Origin of the sequence: Streptomyces sp. CA-179760, assembly GCF_050937045.1 — a bacterium.
In the GTDB taxonomy this organism is placed as follows: domain Bacteria; phylum Actinomycetota; class Actinomycetes; order Streptomycetales; family Streptomycetaceae; genus Streptomyces.
Window position 1 is genome coordinate 4,756,750 of the sequence record NZ_JBNJLZ010000001.1, and the last position, 13,942, is coordinate 4,770,691.

General features: G+C 70.4%; 10 protein-coding genes. 5 read left to right on the forward strand and 5 right to left on the reverse strand.

Translation table 11 applies throughout. The features are described from left to right. Positions 1 to 73: 73 nt before the first annotated feature. Positions 74 to 961 (forward strand): Cof-type HAD-IIB family hydrolase, encoded by an 888-nt coding sequence (locus ACQEV8_RS21445; protein WP_432972878.1) that lies wholly within the window; start codon positions 74 to 76, stop codon positions 959 to 961. A gap of 37 nt (positions 962 to 998) precedes the next feature. Here the strand turns inward: ACQEV8_RS21445 and ACQEV8_RS21450 are convergent, their stop codons facing one another. From ACQEV8_RS21450 to ACQEV8_RS21465, 4 genes are all read right to left on the reverse strand, one after another. Next, the gene (locus ACQEV8_RS21450; RefSeq protein ID WP_432962544.1) at positions 999 to 2,051 is read right to left on the reverse strand and encodes a peptidoglycan DD-metalloendopeptidase family protein; all 1,053 of its coding nucleotides are present in this window, start codon (positions 2,049 to 2,051) and stop codon (positions 999 to 1,001) included. 111 nt (positions 2,052 to 2,162) lie between these two features. After that, positions 2,163 to 5,651: a thiol reductant ABC exporter subunit CydD gene (gene cydD, locus ACQEV8_RS21455; protein WP_432962546.1), complete on the reverse strand. Its 3,489-nt coding sequence runs from the start codon at positions 5,649 to 5,651 to the stop codon at positions 2,163 to 2,165. A gap of 12 nt (positions 5,652 to 5,663) precedes the next feature. After that, a complete protein-coding gene (cydB, locus tag ACQEV8_RS21460; protein ID WP_432962548.1) occupies positions 5,664 to 6,668 on the reverse strand; it encodes a cytochrome d ubiquinol oxidase subunit II in 1,005 nt (334 codons plus the stop codon). A gap of 20 nt (positions 6,669 to 6,688) precedes the next feature. Continuing rightward, positions 6,689 to 8,197 (reverse strand): cytochrome ubiquinol oxidase subunit I, encoded by a 1,509-nt coding sequence (locus ACQEV8_RS21465; RefSeq protein WP_432962550.1) that lies wholly within the window; start codon positions 8,195 to 8,197, stop codon positions 6,689 to 6,691. Positions 8,198 to 8,336: 139 nt separating this feature from the next. Between ACQEV8_RS21465 and ACQEV8_RS21470 the strand changes: the two genes are divergently transcribed. After that, the gene (locus tag ACQEV8_RS21470; RefSeq protein WP_432962552.1) at positions 8,337 to 8,723 is read left to right on the forward strand and encodes a cyclophilin-like fold protein; all 387 of its coding nucleotides are present in this window, start codon (positions 8,337 to 8,339) and stop codon (positions 8,721 to 8,723) included. Between the two features lie 55 nt (positions 8,724 to 8,778). Here ACQEV8_RS21470 and hisC read toward each other — a convergent pair whose 3' ends face one another. Next, the gene (hisC, locus tag ACQEV8_RS21475) at positions 8,779 to 9,858 is read right to left on the reverse strand and encodes a histidinol-phosphate transaminase (RefSeq protein WP_432962554.1); all 1,080 of its coding nucleotides are present in this window, start codon (positions 9,856 to 9,858) and stop codon (positions 8,779 to 8,781) included. A gap of 431 nt (positions 9,859 to 10,289) precedes the next feature. Here hisC and ACQEV8_RS21480 point away from each other — a divergent pair, with 431 nt between their 5' ends. From ACQEV8_RS21480 to ACQEV8_RS21490, 3 genes are all read left to right on the forward strand, one after another. After that, on the forward strand, positions 10,290 to 11,402 hold the full coding sequence (locus ACQEV8_RS21480; protein ID WP_432962556.1) for a LacI family DNA-binding transcriptional regulator: 1,113 nt from the start codon (positions 10,290 to 10,292) through the stop codon (positions 11,400 to 11,402). Between the two features lie 324 nt (positions 11,403 to 11,726). Then, the gene (locus ACQEV8_RS21485; RefSeq protein WP_432962558.1) at positions 11,727 to 12,818 is read left to right on the forward strand and encodes a metallophosphoesterase; all 1,092 of its coding nucleotides are present in this window, start codon (positions 11,727 to 11,729) and stop codon (positions 12,816 to 12,818) included. Positions 12,819 to 13,001: 183 nt separating this feature from the next. Next, on the forward strand, positions 13,002 to 13,868 hold the full coding sequence (locus ACQEV8_RS21490) for a hypothetical protein (protein WP_432962560.1): 867 nt from the start codon (positions 13,002 to 13,004) through the stop codon (positions 13,866 to 13,868). Positions 13,869 to 13,942 lie beyond the last annotated feature (74 nt).

Sequence of the window (13,942 nt, forward strand, 5' to 3'; positions counted from 1 at the left end):
CCTTCCTCGGAAAACCCCTGGTGAGAGCTGCATTGACTCATCTGTGCGGAGCCCCGCACGCCCGTGCGGGCATCTGCGGGACAATGACCCGGTGACCTCAGCGACCCGACAGCCCGATACCGCGGCCGAGACCCTCCCGCCGCGGCTGATCGCCACCGACCTCGACGGCACCCTGCTGCGCGACGACAAGTCGGTGTCCCCCCGCACGGTGGCCGCGCTGGCCGCCGCCGAAGAGGCGGGCATCGAGGTCTTCTTCGTCACCGGCCGCCCGGCCCGCTGGATGGACGTCGTCAGCGACCATGTGCACGGCCACGGACTGGCGATCTGCGGCAACGGCGCCGCCGTCGTCGACCTGCACGGCGGCCCCGGCGCCCACAAGTTCGTGAAGGTACGGGAGCTGGAGCGGGAGAACGCCCTGGACGCCGTACGGCTGCTGCGCGACGCAGCCCCGGGCACGGTGTACGCGGTGGAGCAGACCTACGGCTTCTACCAGGAGCCGGCGTACCCGAAGCTGCACATGGAGATCCCCGACAGCCTCGCCCCGGCGGAGGAACTGCTGGGCCCCGGCCACCGGGCGGCCGCGGAGCCGGTGCTGAAGATCCTGGCCTACCACCCGGAGATCGACCCCGACGCGTTCCTGACCCTGGCCCGGCTCGCGATCGGTGACCGCGCCAGTGTGACCCGCTCCAGCCCCAGCGCCCTGCTCGAGATCAGCGGTCCCGGGGTGTCCAAGGCCAGCACGCTCGCCCTGTGCTGCGCCGAGCGCGGCATCTCGCACGAGGAGGTCGTCGCCTTCGGCGACATGCCGAACGACGTCGAGATGCTGACCTGGGCCGGCCGGTCGTACGCGATGGGCAACGCCCACCCGGACGTGATCGCCGCGGCCTCGGGACGGACGGTCGCGAACAACGAGGACGGTGTCGCGGTCGTGATCGAGCAGTTGGTGGCCGAGCGGGTATAGGTGTCGCCTGCTCCTTCGGGAGCGGTCGAACCGCTCCTCAGAGCGACACCCCGCGTGCCTCCAGCCACGACACCGGGTTCACCGCCGAGCCCATCTCCGGTGTGACCCGGGTCTCGAAGTGCAGATGCGGTCCGGTGGAGTTGCCCGTCGTGCCCGACTGGCCGATCCACTGACCGGGGCTGACGTGCTCCCCCTGGTCGACCGCGACGGACGCGAGATGGGCGTACTGCGTGAAGTAGCCGCCCGCGTGCTTCAGCACGATCTCGATGCCGAAGGGGCCGCCGCAGGACACCCTCACGACCCGGCCCGTGCCCACGGACCTCACCGGTGTGCCGATCGGCACCGCGAAGTCCTGCCCGGTGTGCCGGCTCGACCACCGCGCCCCACCGCTGCCGTAGGACGCGGACAGCTCGTACGTCTCCACGGGCGCGACCCACGCACTCGTGAACCCCGTCTCCGGCTGGTCGAGCCGGACGGCCCCCCGGCATGCCCCGGCGGCGACCGAGGCGTCCGCCTGCCCCTGGAGCTGCGAGCGGGCCGCTTCGAGCTTCTGCTCGATGCCCGCCTTCAGATCGGCCAGTTGGGCGTTCCGCTTCTCCAGCACCTGCCACTCGGCCGCGGCCTTGGCCTCGTCCGCGGTGAGCCGCGCCTCGGCCCGGCGGCTCTTGGAGATCGCGTTGTTCACGGCGAGATTCGTCTGCGAGAAGGCGTGCTGACCTCGCATCAGGTCGTCGGGGCTGTCGGCGAGGATCATCTGCGCGGCCACCGGCAGACCACCGCTGCTCCGGTACTGGGCACGGGCGATGCGGCCCAGGTCCTCGTTCAGGCCCGCGATGTGCCGCCGCTGAGTGTCCAGGAGAGCCTCCGCCCGCTGCGCCTTGGCCCGTTGCTCATCGGCCTCCTTGCGGCCGGCCTCGTACTGCTGTGTCGCCACCGCGGCGTCCTCGTACAGCCGCGCCACCTCGGCGCTGATGCCCGTGTCCCCGCCGCTCCCGGGCTCCTTCTCCGCCGCCGTCGGCCGGGCCGCGAGGGCCGCCAGCGCGCACAGCAGGGCTGGAACGAGCAGGCGATAGCGGCGATATGAGCGCATGTCAGCGATCCTCGCCCAGCCTTGCGGGCCCGGTCCTGTTCACGTCGTACGGCTGGGGGACCGGCTGCTCCGAATGGATCAGTGCGCGCGGGCCCGTCAGGGTTCACGCCGCTACCGCGCTCCCGCCAGTTCCTCCGACGTCGCCTCCCGCTCCGCCATCTCCCGCAACGGCCCGTCCACCGCCACCAGCTCCGGGTACGACCCGCGCTGCACCACCCGTCCCCGATCCAGCACGAGCACCTCGTCGACCGCCTCCAGGCCCGCCAGCCGGTGCGTGATGAGCAATGTCGTACGGCCCTCGGTGGCGGCCAGCAGATCGGCGGTCAGCGCGTCCGCCGTCGGCAGGTCGAGATGCTCGGCGGGCTCGTCGAGCACCAGGACGGGGAAATCGGCGAGCAGCGCGCGGGCCAGCGCCAGCCGCTGCCGCTGCCCTCCGGACAGCCGTGCCCCGTGCTCGCCGACGAGCGTGTCGAGCCCGTCGGGCAGGCCGTCCGCCCAGTCGAGCAGCCGGGCCCGGCCGAGCGCGGCACGCAGCTCGTCCTCGCCGGCGTCCTTCTTGGCGAGCAGCAGATTCTCGCGCAGTGAGCTGTCGAAGAGGTGCGCGTCCTGCGCGCACAGCCCGACGAGCCTCCGTACGTCGTCGCTGTGCAGCGCGTACGCGTCCACGCCCGCCAGCGTGTACGCACCCGCCCGCGCGTCCAGGAACCGCAGCAGCAGCTGCGCCAGCGTCGTCTTGCCGGAGCCGGACGGCCCGACCACGGCGACCCTGCGGCCCTCCTCGAGGGTCAGGTCGAGCCCGGCCAGCGCGTCCCGGTCCTGCCCCTCGTACCGTGCGGTCATTCCCTTGACGGCGACCGGGAACGGCGACGCGGGCGCCTGCCGGGGCCGCTCCGGCTCCCCCACGGGTTCCGGGGCGTCCAGCACCTCGTACACCCGCTCGGCGCTCCGGCGCACCCGCTGCCGGTACTGCACGGCGAGCGGCAGCCCGAGCACGGCCTCGAAGGCGGCCAGGGGGGTGAGGACGACCACGGCCATGGTCACGCCGTCCAGCCGCCCGGCCTCGACCGCATGAGCGCCGACCAGGGCGGCGGCCGTGACGGTCAGGCCGGAGATCAGCGCGCTGAGCCCGTCGCCGAGGGCCGTGGCGGTGGCGGCGCGCGAGGCGATCCGGGTGAGCGCCCCGTCGGCCTCGCGTGTCCGGGCGGTCCGCGCGGGCAGGGCACCGGCGACGGTCAGCTCCGCGGTGCCGGTGAGCAGATCGGCCACCCTGGTCGCCAGTACGCCACGGGCGGGGGCCAGCCGGTGCTCGGCCCGTCGCGCCACGGCACCGGTGATCAACGGCACACCCACACCCGCCGCCAGCAGCCCGGCCGCGAGCACGGCCCCGGCCTCCGGCAGCAGCCACGCCGTGAAGCCCACGGACGCGGCGGACACGACAACGGCCGCCCCGGCCGGCAGCAGCCACCGCAGCCAGTAGTCCTGCAGCGCGTCCACGTCCGCGACGAGCCGGGAGAGCAGATCGCCCCGGCGGGTCCGGCGCAGCCCGGCAGGAGCCAGCCGCTCCAGTCGGCGGAACACCGCGACCCTGGCGTCCGCCAGCATCCGCAGCACGGCGTCGTGCGAGACCAGCCGCTCGGCGTACCGGAACACGGCCCGCCCGATCCCGAACGCCCGCGTCGCCGTGACGGCCATCATCAGATAGAGCACGGGGGGCTGCTGCGAGGCCCGCGAGATCAGCCACCCGGAGGTGGCCATGAGCCCCACGGCGCTCCCGAGCGCGAGGCTGCCGAGCAACAGCGCGAGTCCCAGCCGCCCGCGCAGGGCGCCTGACATGGCGCGAACGCGTGTGAGAACAGGGCCCGAAGCGGATTCCCCATGGGGCTCGGTGAGGTCGACCCGGGCGGGCAGCTCACCGTCGACGGAAGCCGGCGTGCGGACCGAGGCAGGCGCGACCGGCCCAGCGGTCGTCTCGGGCTCGGCCAGGCGCACCACCCGGTCCGCCACCCCCAGCAACGCCGGCCGGTGCACGACCAGCAGCACCGTGCGCCCGGCCGCCAGCCGCCGTACCGCAGCCACGACCTCGGCCTCGGTGGCCCCGTCCAGCGCGGCCGTCGGCTCGTCGAGCAGCAGCAGGGGCCGGTCCGCGAGGAACGCCCGGGCCAGCGCGAGCCGCTGCCGCTGACCGGCCGACAGCCCGGCCCCGTCCTCGCCGAGCACGGTCTCCGCGCCCTGGGGCAGGGCGTCCACGAACTCGAGGGCCCCGGCGTCCCGCAGCGCCCGCCGTACGGCGTCGTCATCGGCGCCGGGCCGCGCCAGCCGTACGTTCTCGGCGATCGTCCCGGCGTACAGATGCGGCCGCTGGGGCACCCACGCGATCCGGGAGCGCCACTGCTCCAAGTCAGCTTCGGCCAGGTCGACTCCCCCGGCCCGCACCCGCCCCACGGCCGGCCGTACGAAGCCCAGCAGCACACTGAGCAGCGTCGACTTTCCGGACCCGCTCGGCCCGACGAGTGCGACCGTCTCCCCGGGCTCGACGGTGAAGGACACATCCGACACGGCGTCCGCCGAGCGCCCCGGGAACCGGACCGTCACACCCTCGAAAGCAAGCGCACCCTCAGGAACGACCTCGGAGCCGGACGCCGGCACCGGCGTCTCCAGGACCTCGAAGATCTCCTCGGCCGCGGCGAGGCCCTCCGCCGCCGCGTGGTACTGCGCCCCGACCTGCCGCAACGGCAGATAAGCCTCCGGCGCAAGGATCAGGATGACCAGGCCGATATACAGGTCCATCTCGCCGTGCACCAGCCGCATGCCGATCGTCACGGCGACCAGCGCCACCGAGATCGTCGCGAGCAGCTCCAGCGCGAAGGAGGAGATGAAGGCGATCCGCAGAGTCCGCATGGTCGCCCGCCGGTACTCGCCGGTGATCCGCCGGATCGACTCGGCCTGCGCCTTGGCACGACCGAAGACCTTCAGCGTCGGCAGCCCGGCGACGACGTCCAGGAAGTGACCGGACAGCCGGGACAGCAGCCTCCACTGACGGTCCATCCGGGACTGGGTGGCCCAGCCGATCAGGACCATGAAGACCGGGATGAGCGGCAGGGTGCCCACGATGATGGCCGCGGATACCCAGTCCTCGGTGACGATCCGCGCCAGCACCGCCACCGGCACGACCACCGCGAGCCCCAGCTGCGGCAGATACCGCGAGAAGTAGTCGTCGAGGGCGTCGACGCCCCGGGTGGCCAGGGCGACCAGCGAACCGGTCCGCTGCCCGCTCAGCCACCCGGGCCCCAACCGCACGGAACGCTCCAGCAGCCGCCCCCGCAGCTCGGACTTCACCGCCGCGCTCGCCCGGTGCGCGGCCAGCTCGGTGAGCCAGCCGACCAGCGCCCGGCCGGCCGCGACGGCGGCCAGCAGCAGCAAGGGAGTGCGGAGCTCTGCCACGGCCATGCGGTGCTGGAAGGCGCCGACCACCACCTCGGCGATGAGCATCGCCTGCGCGATGACCAACCCCGCTCCGACGGCACCCAGGGCGACGACCGCCACCAGGAAGACCCGGGTGGCACGGGCGTACCGGAGCAGACGCGGATCGATTGGTTTCACGTGAAACACACCTCAGTGCGCGGGGTCGGCGATGTGCTGCGTACCGATTCGCTTGCGGAACACCCAGTACGTCCAGCCCTGGTAGAGCAGGACGATCGGGGTGGCGATCCCGGCACACCAGGTCATGATCTTCAGTGTGTACGGGCTGGACGAGGCGTTGGTGACCGTCAGGCTCCACTCCGGGTTGAGCGTCGACGGCATGACATTCGGGAACAGCGTCAGGAAGAGCATCGCCACCGTGGCCACGATGGTGAGCCCGGACAGGGCGAACGCCCAGCCCTCACGCCCGGCCCGTGCCGCGACCAGCGCCACGAGCAGGGACGCGACGGCCACGACCAACGCGACGAGCGACGTCCCGTCACCGCGGTCGGCCTGCGTCCACAACAGGAAGGCGAGGGCCAGCAGCGCGGTCATCAGCCCGACACGCAGCGCCAGCTTCCGTGCCCGCTCCCGGATCTCCCCGACGGTCTTGAGCCCGACGAACACCGTCCCGTGGAAGGTGAACAGCGCCAGCGTGACCAGACCGCCCAGCAGCGCGTACGGGTTGAGCAGATCCAGGACGCCGCCGGCGTAGTTGAAGTCCTGGTCGATCTTCACGCCGCGCACGATGTTGCCGAAGGCCACACCCCACAGGAACGCGGGGAGCAACGAGGTCCAGAAGATCGCCGTCTCCCAGTTGCGCTGCCAGTTCTCCTCGGGCCGCTTGACGCGGTACTCGAAGGCCACGCCCCGGACGATCAGACAGACCAGGATGAGCAGCAGGGGCAGATAGAAGCCGGAGAAGAGCGTCGCGTACCACTCAGGGAAGGCGGCGAAGGTCGCCCCGCCCGCCGAGAGCAGCCAGACCTCGTTGCCGTCCCAGACGGGCCCGATGGTGTTGATCAGAACCCGCTTCTCGGGCCGGTCGCGGGCGAGCAGCTTCGTGAGCACACCGACCCCGAAGTCGAAGCCCTCCAGGAAGAAGTAGCCGGTCCACAGGACGGCGATCAGGACGAACCAGACGTCGTGCAGTTCCATGACTGTGCAGCTCCCTCGGCCTAGTACGAGAAGGCCATCGGCTTGTCGGCGTCACGGGAGTCGCCGCCGATCTTCGTGGGCGGGTTGAGGTCGGCCTCGGTGAGCTCGGGCGGGCCCGCCTTGACGTACTTGACCAGCAGCTTGACCTCGATGACGGCGAGGATCGCGTAGAGCGTGGTGAAGACGACCATCGAGGTGATGACCTCGGCCTGGGAGACACCGGGGGAGACCGCGTCACGCGTCTGGAACAGGCCGTAGACGACCCACGGCTGACGGCCCATCTCGGTGAAGATCCAGCCCCACGAGCTGGCGATCAGCGGGAAGCCCAGGGTGAGGATCGCCATGCGCCAGTACCACTTGGTGAGGGTCGGGCCGAGCGCCTTCTTCGGCAGCAGCACGAGATGCGGCACCTCGTCGTCGCCCACCCTCAGGTGCTGCGGCAGCATGAACTTCTTGCGGGTCAGCCACAGTCCGGCCAGGCCGATGGCGAACGACGTCATACCGAAGCCGATCATCCACCGGAAGCCCCAGTAGGCGACCGGGATGTTGGGCCGGTAGTCGCCCGGGCCGTACTTCTCCTGCTCGGCCTTGTTGACGTCGTTGATGCCAGGGACGTACGAGCTGAAGTCGTCCTTGGCGAGGAAGGACAGCAGGCCGGGGATCTCGATGGCAACCTTGTTGTGCCCCTTGTCGACGTCACCGACGGCGAAGATCGAGAAGGGAGCGGGCTTCTCACCGTCCCACAGGGCCTCGGCCGCGGCCATCTTCATCGGCTGCTGCTCGTACATGATCTTGCCGAGGACATCGCCGCTGATAGCGGTGAGCATGCCGCCGATGACAACGGTGACCAGGCCCAGCCGCAGCGAGGTCTTCATCACGGGGACGTGCTTCCCCCGGACCAGGTGGAAGGCGGCGATGCCGACCATGAAGGCACCGCCGGTCAGGAAGGCCGCGGTGAGCGTGTGGAAGACCTGGGCGAGTGCGGTGTTCTGGGTCAGAACCAGCCAGAAGTCGGTGAGCTCGGCCCGGCCCTTAGCCTCGTTGATCCGGTAGCCGACCGGGTGCTGCATCCAGGAGTTGGCGGCGAGGATGAAGTACGCCGACAGGATGGTGCCGATCGAGACCATCCAGATGCAGGCCAGGTGGATCTTCTTGGGCAGCTTGTCCCAGCCGAAGATCCACAGGCCGATGAAGGTGGACTCGAAGAAGAAGGCGATCAGCGCCTCGAAGGCGAGTGGCGCGCCGAAGACGTCACCGACGAAGCGCGAGTAGTCGGACCAGTTCATGCCGAACTGGAACTCCTGCACGATGCCGGTGACCACGCCCATGGCGATGTTGATCAGGAAGAGCTTGCCCCAGAACTTCGTCGCCCGGAGGTACTTCTCCTTCTCCGTCCGCACCCAGGCGGTCTGCAGTCCGGCCGTGAGCGCGGCCAGCGAGATCGTCAGGGGGACGAACAGAAAGTGATAGACGGTGGTGATGCCGAACTGCCATCGCGCCAGGGTCTCCGGCGCCAAAGCCAGGTCCACGTCGCCGCTCCTTACATACGCTTGTGAAAGCGTTCACATTCACAAGCCATTATGCAGCACGGACTTTCGAGCCCCAAAGGGGGCCCCTGTCGCAGCCAACCCCTTGGCGCGAACTTCAACATATTGTTGAATCGGCGGCATGCAGACACCGCTACAGATACGGATCTCCTGGCCCGCGGGGCACCTCACCGCGACCCTCGACGACACCCCGACCACCCAGGCCCTCGCCCAGGCTCTGCCCCTCGCCTCCACCGCCCGCACCTGGGGCGAGGAGGTGTACTTCGATACCGGGGTGTCTGTTTCACGTGAAACAGGTGCCCGACAGGTCGTAGAGCCGGGCACGGTCGTCTTCTGGACCGACGGCGACGCCCTCGCTCTCCCCTACGGGCCCACGCCGATCTCACAGGGCGAGGAGTGCCGCCTCGCAAGCGCGTGCAACGTCCTGGGCCGCATCGACGGCGACCCCGGCCTGCTCGCGACGGTGCGGGGCGGCGACCCCATGCGCGTGGAACTCGTGGACGCCTGACCTGGGCCGTGTCCGCGAAGTCCCGCCTGCCCCGCGACGCCTGACACGCGGAGCACTACAGCTCCTTGCGAAACCCTTCCGCCACCTTCAGGAAGATGTCGTTCGCCTCGGTCTCCCCGACCGTGACCCGCACACCCTCACCCGGGAACGGCCGGATCACCACGCCCGCCTGCTCACACGCCTGCGCGAACGCGACCGTGCGCTCCCCCAGCCGCAGCCACACGAAGTTGGCCTGGGTCTCGGGCACCGTCCAGCCCTGGGCCCGCAGCCCGTCAACCACGCGCGTGCGCTCACACACCAGCGAGCCGACCCGGCCGAACAGTTCGTCCTCGGCACGCATCGAGGCGATCGCCGCTTCCTGCGCGAGTTGGCTCACCCCGAACGGCACCGCCGTCTTGCGCAACGCCGCCGCCACCGGCTCATGGGCGATGGCGAACCCGACGCGCAGTCCGGCCAGACCGTACGCCTTGGAGAAGGTCCGCAGCACGCAGACATTGGGCCGGTCCCGGTAGAGCTCGACACCGTCCGGCACCTCGGGGTCGCGGATGAACTCGCGGTAGGCCTCGTCGAGCACCACCAGCACGTCTCCCGGCACCCGGTCGAGGAAGCGCTCCAGCTCCGCCCGCCGCACGACCGTGCCGGTCGGGTTGTTGGGGTTGCAGACGAAGATCAGCCGGGTTCGGTCGGTGATCGCGTCGGCCATCGTGTCGAGATCGTGCACGTCACCGGAGGTCAGCGGCACCTGGACCGACCGGGCGCCGCTGATCTGCGTGATGATCGGGTACGCCTCGAAGGACCGCCAGGCGTAGATCACCTCGTCGCCGGGGCCGGAGGTGGCCTGGATGAGCTGCTGGGCGACACCGACCGACCCGGTGCCGGTGGCCAGGTGGGAGAGGGGGACGCCGAAGCGCTCGGACAGCTCGTTCATCAGCGCCGTACAGGCCATGTCCGGGTAGCGGTTGAAGTTGCCGGCCGCCGCCGTCACGGTCTCCATCACGCCCGGCAGCGGCGGGTACGGGTTCTCGTTGGAGGACAGCTTGTAGGCCACCGGCCCGCCTGCCGCGGCGGGCTTGCCCGGCTTGTAGGTGGGGATTCCCTCCAGCTCACCGCGCAGCTTGGGGCTCGTCTCGCTCACCGCAGTCCTCCTCGCGAAGACCGGCGGCCCATGACCGCCGCCGACATCCAATACTCCTCACCTTATGAGGATTCGGCGCCGCTGCGTACACCCCTGGCGGAGCGGTGAGCGCCGGCCTCCCGCGTCCCACCGGCATCAGGGGCATCGCCGCACGAAGGCGTACGAATCTGGGGGCGCGCTGCACATATATCTACGCGCCGGTGGTGCACTCCGTGGCGCGCATCCCCCGTGCAGGTGAGTTGAGACCTCTTCGCAACCTCGCCCCCTTGGCAGGCTCGCGCGGGTCGACAAGTCACGTACTGGCATGGGAGCGCTTAACTCCCTTGTTTTCCATGGCAATTGGAGTTAAATGATCATGCAGAAACGTGCCTGTCAACGTCTGCATATGCGTCCGCACTACCCCACCGCATGAGCCCTACTATCGGCTCGCCATGACAGCAGCAGGGAAGCACCAGGTGAGCCGCGCGGAAACCTCACGTCGAGGCAGTCGGCCGGGCCGGGCGGGTATCAGAGACGTGGCCGCCGCCGCCGGAGTCTCCATCACGACCGTCTCCGACGCCCTCAACGGCAAGGGCCGGCTCCCGGACGCCACCCGGCGCCATGTCCGCGAGGTGGCCGACCGGCTGGGCTACCGGCCCTCGGCCGCCGCCCGGACACTCCGTACCGGCAAGTCGGGCCTCATCGGCCTCACCGTGACGACGTACGGGGATGAACCTTTCACCTTCACCGAGTTCGCGTACTTCGCCGAGATGGCGCGAGCCGCCACCTCCGCCGCGCTCGCCCGCGGCTACGCCCTCGTCATCCTGCCCGCGACCTCCCGCCACGACGTGTGGTCGAACGTCGCCCTGGACGGCACGGTCGTCATCGACCCCTCCGACCAGGACCCGGTCGTCAGCGAACTGGTCCGGCAGGGTCTGCCGGTCGTCTCCGACGGCCGCCCGGCCGGCTCCCTGCCGGTCACGGCCTGGGTCGACAACGACCACGAGGCCGCCGTCCTCGGCATCCTCGACCACCTGGCCGACGCCGGCGCCCGCCGCATCGGCCTGCTGACCGGCACGACGACGGACACGTACACCCACCTGTCGACCACCGCGTATCTGCGCTGGTGCGAGCGCGTCGGCCAGGACCCGGTGTACGAGGCCTATCCGGCGCACGATCCGTGCGCTGGCGCCGTCGCCGCCGACCGGCTCCTCGCCCGCCCCGACCGGCCCGACGCGGTCTACGGGCTGTTCGACCCGAACGGCACCGACCTGCTCGCCGCCGCCCGCCGCTACGGCATGCGCGTACCGGACGACCTGCTGCTGGTCTGCTGCAGCGAGTCCACCGTGTACGCCAACACCGAGCCCCCCGTCACCACACTCTCCCTGAAGCCGCGCCGCATCGGCACGGCGGTGGTGCAGCTCCTCATCGACGCCATCGAGGGAGTGGAATCCGACCGCCCGGTGGAGCAGGTGATACCGACGGAGCTGATCGTGCGCACGTCGTCCCAGCGACGCCCGCCGCGCACGACGGTCAGCCCGCCGCGGTCCCCCGAGGGGGCGTAGTTCCCCGGTACCGGGGAACCCCGGGCCCGGTACCTCGGGCCCGGTACCTCGGGCCCGGTCGAGGGGACAGTCCCGTGCCTGGGGAGAAACGGGGCCGGTCCCCCGGAGAGAAGGGATCGTTCTCGCGAAGAGAAGGAAAGCGAGGACGGTCACACGGTGGTCAAAGCCCGGCCCAATCGGGGCGAAAGCCGCGGTGAACTGGACTCTTGCTCTGATTCACCACCCCTGGGTCATCACATGGCGCGATCGGCATTCCTATGATGGGCCCACGACACCGGCGGGCCGCTACGACCAGGCAGTCCGATGCGGTGCAGATGCGGCTTGATGGTGGAGGGGTCGATGACTCAGGGGGCCGGTCAGGGACCCGAGGTGGAGCGCACGGCGACGTTGCGCGACTTCCGGGTGCCCGCGTACGTCCACGAGGCCGGTCCGTACGTCCAGAGCACGGGTCCCGGCGAGGTCGCTCCGCCGCCCGAGGAGACCTATCCCGAGGGATACACGCCGACTCAGCGCGACCTTCCCGTGGTCAACCGGGGTGACACTGTCCAGGTGACCGTCGACCCCGAAACCGCCGAGGGCCCGCCCCCGAACACCGGACAGGGCCCGCTGTACGTCGTGGGCGATGTCCACGGCTATCTCGACCAGCTGGTGGCCGCTCTGCAGGAGAAGGGCCTCCTCGACGCCGAAGGCAACTGGTGCGCGGGCACCGCCCGGCTGTGGTTCCTCGGCGACTTCACCGACCGCGGCCCGGACGGCATCGGCGTCATCGACCTGGTGATGCGGCTGTCCGCCGAAGCGGCTGCGGCCGGCGGCTACTGCAAGGCGCTCATGGGCAACCACGAGCTGCTGCTGCTCGGTGCCAAGCGGTTCGGCGACACCCCCGTCAACTCCGGCGCGGGCACCGCCACCTTCCAGGCGGCCTGGCTGCTCAACGGCGGTCAGAAGACCGACATGGACCGCCTCCAGGACCACCACCTGCAGTGGATGTCCCGTCTCGACGCCGTCGAGGAGGTCGACGGCCATCTGCTCGTCCACTCCGACACCACCGCCTACCTCGACTACGGCCGCTCCATCGAAGAGGTCAACGACACCGTCCGCGAGACGATCACGCGCAACGACGCGGACGAGGTCTGGGACCTGTTCCGCAAGTTCACCAAGCGGTTCTCCTTCCGCGACGAGGGCGGCGCGGACGCCGTGCGCTCCCTGCTCGATACGTACGGGGGCACCCGCATCGTTCACGGTCACAGCCCGATTCCGTATCTGCTGGGCGAGGTCGGCTCCGAAGAGGACGAGGACAGCGGCGACCCGGTGATCGAGGGACCGCACGTCTACGCCGACGGACTCGCCATCGCGATGGACGGCGGCGTGACCATGGCCGGAAAGCTGCTGGTCCAGCAACTGCCCCTGGCTACGTGAACGTTCACCGGGCAGGCGTTTCCCGTCTCAGGACCGGACGGGTGAAGGGCCAATTTCGGTAAACCCCCTGTCACCGCCTACCTCCACGGCTCTACCATCGGCTTATCCGTAGCAGGCTCCCCTCCGTTTCTGCCCGACGGCTCGTCAGCATGCCGAGCCCCAAGCCCTACGGAGCATCGGGGGATGCACATGAACAGCGTTCCGCAGCACCTGCTGAGCGAGGACCGCCAGGAATACGAGCGGATCCTCGATGAGGTGCTGCGCTCCGCCCCACACCGTCCGGAACTGACCGCCGTCGGACAGCGGCTGAATTCGGAACAACTGCGCACCATGGCGCTGAACGCCACCGCGCTCATCACGGCAGCCGCGTCGACCGAATACCAGCACTACGTCAAGGTCCGTGAGGAACTGCGCCAGCCGGCGTCGTCCAGCACGCCCACCGCGCGCGAGTCCGGCGCTTCCGAATCGGGCACGGGCCCGGCGGGGCTGGCCGCCGCCGTGGGCGAGGTCGCCGAGACCGCCGGCGCGGGCGCCGTCGCCATCGTCGCCGTCCTCGCACCCGTCCTGGCCGGGACCGCCGCCGCGATCTTCCTGCTCGTCGGCTACATCCTGCAGATGCTCGACCCCGAGCAGGCATTCGCCCGGACCATGCTCACCACGGGCTGGGTGTTCGGCGCCGTGACCGCGGTCGCGATCCTCGTCGCCGCGGCGGGACTGCTGCTCACCGCCCTGCGCAACAAGCCGACGGCCGAAAGCGGTCCGTACGACGAACTGCAAGGGGAGGTGGCCCTGGCCAGGGAGGCCTGGCACGAGGCACTGATGGAGCGGGGCATCCTGCCCTTCCTGCGAGAGGCACACGTCAGCCCGGACGCGGCGGCCGCGCTGCACCACACCTCCTCGTCCACGCCGATCAGCCGCATCCCGCACCTCGGTTACGACCGCCCGGGTTTCACCAGCCCGGACGAAGGCCACCGCGGCTCGCGGCCGCGCTACAGCAGTCCGGACTACACCAGCCCGGACTACGGAGGACCGGAACACCAACCGGAGTAGCTCTGGTTCCGCTCCGCGTTCCGATCCGCAGGCCAAGGGCCGGGGCCAGGGACCATGTGTCCCCAGCCCTCGGC

What these genes read in the sequence shown, in the direction of transcription:
- ACQEV8_RS21485 (WP_432962558.1), top strand. Translation starts at nt 11,727, where the DNA reads ATGGTGGAGGGGTCGATGACTCAGGGGGCCGGTCAGGGACCCGAGGTG.
- ACQEV8_RS21470 (WP_432962552.1), top strand. Translation starts at nt 8,337, where the DNA reads ATGCAGACACCGCTACAGATACGGATCTCCTGGCCCGCGGGGCACCTC.
- ACQEV8_RS21490 (WP_432962560.1), top strand. Translation starts at nt 13,002, where the DNA reads ATGCACATGAACAGCGTTCCGCAGCACCTGCTGAGCGAGGACCGCCAG.
- ACQEV8_RS21450 (WP_432962544.1), bottom strand. Translation starts at nt 2,051, where the DNA reads ATGCGCTCATATCGCCGCTATCGCCTGCTCGTTCCAGCCCTGCTGTGC.
- cydB (WP_432962548.1), bottom strand. Translation starts at nt 6,668, where the DNA reads ATGGAACTGCACGACGTCTGGTTCGTCCTGATCGCCGTCCTGTGGACC.
- ACQEV8_RS21480 (WP_432962556.1), top strand. Translation starts at nt 10,290, where the DNA reads ATGACAGCAGCAGGGAAGCACCAGGTGAGCCGCGCGGAAACCTCACGT.